Origin of the sequence: Dietzia sp. SLG310A2-38A2 (genome assembly GCF_014145095.1) — a bacterium.
GTDB lineage: Bacteria > Actinomycetota > Actinomycetes > Mycobacteriales > Mycobacteriaceae > Dietzia.
The window spans coordinates 1-1728 of sequence record NZ_JAALDX010000462.1 but is presented as its reverse complement, the minus strand read 5'-3'; the positions used below and the strand labels follow the sequence as shown (position 1 = coordinate 1728).

2 protein-coding genes are annotated in these 1728 nt (G+C 71.9%); both read left to right on the top strand.

Going from position 1 to position 1728, the window contains the following annotated elements:
- On the top strand, nt 1–304 hold a 304-nt coding region (locus G6027_RS15110; protein WP_277612353.1), incomplete at its 5' end, for a pyridoxine 5'-phosphate oxidase C-terminal domain-containing protein.
- Nucleotides 305–364: 60 nt separating this feature from the next.
- Nucleotides 365–1728, top strand: a 1364-nt coding sequence (locus G6027_RS15105) for an amidohydrolase family protein (protein ID WP_182637888.1), incomplete at its 3' end; no start/stop codon positions are given.

Genomic DNA, 1728 nt, shown 5'->3' with positions numbered 1-1728 from the left:
TGCGCCCACGGACGACGGCGAGCAGCTCGGCACCTATCGCGACCGGACCCCATACCTCAAGCTCCTGGCCTGGACCAACAGTCCAACCACGGCGGCCCTGCCCCCGGCCGGTCGCCGGGAGGTGTGGACGGAGGCCGTCGCCCGGCACGGGCCCACCCCGCAGGACCCGCCCGACACCTGGACCGGATACCGCCTGAGGCCCGAGACGGTGACGTTCTGGCGAGGCGAACCCGACGCACCCTCACACCGCCGACGGTTCCACCTCCGTCCCGGCGGCTGGCTGGCCGAGGACCTGCCGGGCTGACACGCCGCGCCGTCCGCGCGCCCAGCCCTTGCCGCCGCCCCGAGAACGAGAGACCCCCTCATGATCACCTTCACCGATGCGCTCGTCATCCCCGTGGCGACGACCCCAGCGACGATCGCAGCCGACGCCCCGCAGTGGTTCCACGGCTGGGTCCACGTCGACGAGGACGGGCTGATCGCCGGGCTGGGTCCCGGTGACCCGCCGCCCGGCCTGCCCGGCACTGTCCACGACTTGGGCGGGTCGATCCTGGCGCCCGGGTTCGTTTCCGCGCACAGCCACCTGTTCACCGCCGGGATGCGCGGCATCGCCCCTGACGACACGCTCTACGGGTGGGTCTCTCGGATGGGCGAGATGATGGTCGGGGCCGAGGCCGAGGACCTGTACTGGTTCACCCTCGCCGGCTGCCTGGACTTCCTGCGCAACGGCGTGACCAGCGCCTACAACTTCACCCAGAGCCGGGTGGTGGCGGTGTTCGACCACGCCAGCTCCACCCTGGTCGCCGAGCGGGTCCACGACGTCGAGTTCCTCACGCGACAGATCGACGCGCAGGCCGACTCGGGACTGCGGTGCGTCACCTCGACCCGGCTGGACGACGAGCAACTCCCCGAGACCGAGTGCTTCGAGGCGTTCGCCCACGTCACCGAGCATCGCCGACGCACGGTGCCACCGGCGCTGGATCTGGGTGGCTCGGTGTTCGGGTCGGTGCAGTGGTCGTCGTCGCCGGTCACCGCCGAACGCGAGCGGCACGCCATGGCCACCCACGGCGTGGGAAATCAGGCGCACTTCGTGGAGACCGCCGAGCACCTCGAGGTGCAGCGGGCCAAGTTCGACTGGTACGACCACGCCGGGGTGCTGGGCCCGGACTTCTCCTTCGGTCACTTCGTCCACCCCACCGAGCACATGGTGCGACGGGTGGCCGAGACGGACTCCGCGGTGATCTGGCAGGCCACCTCCAACGGCCGGCTGGGTTCCGGCATCGCCGACGTCACCGGGTACCGGGCCGCGGGCATCCGCGTGGGGATGGGTCTGGACGACCAGTCCTGCACCGACGTCTCCGACCCGTTCCAGAACATGCGCATCGGCCTCTACACGCAGCGGGCCGTGCACTCCGACGCCTCGGTGCTGGCCGCCCACGAGGTGCTGCGGATGCACACCCTGGGGGGCGCGGAGGCGCTCGGCCTGTCCGGCCGGATCGGCAGCATCGAGGTGGGCAAGCACGCCGACCTGCTGGTCGTGGACCCCACCGCCCCGGCCACCGGCCCTATCTGGGACCCGGTGGCGACGTACGTCCTGGCGTGTTCGCTGCGCAACCTCACCCACGTGTACGTGGGCGGGCGGCTGGTCGCCGAGGGGGCGCGAAGCCTGCACCCGCTCGCCGACGAGGCCGACGCCCAGCTCACCGAGCGGATGATCCGGTCGGCCGG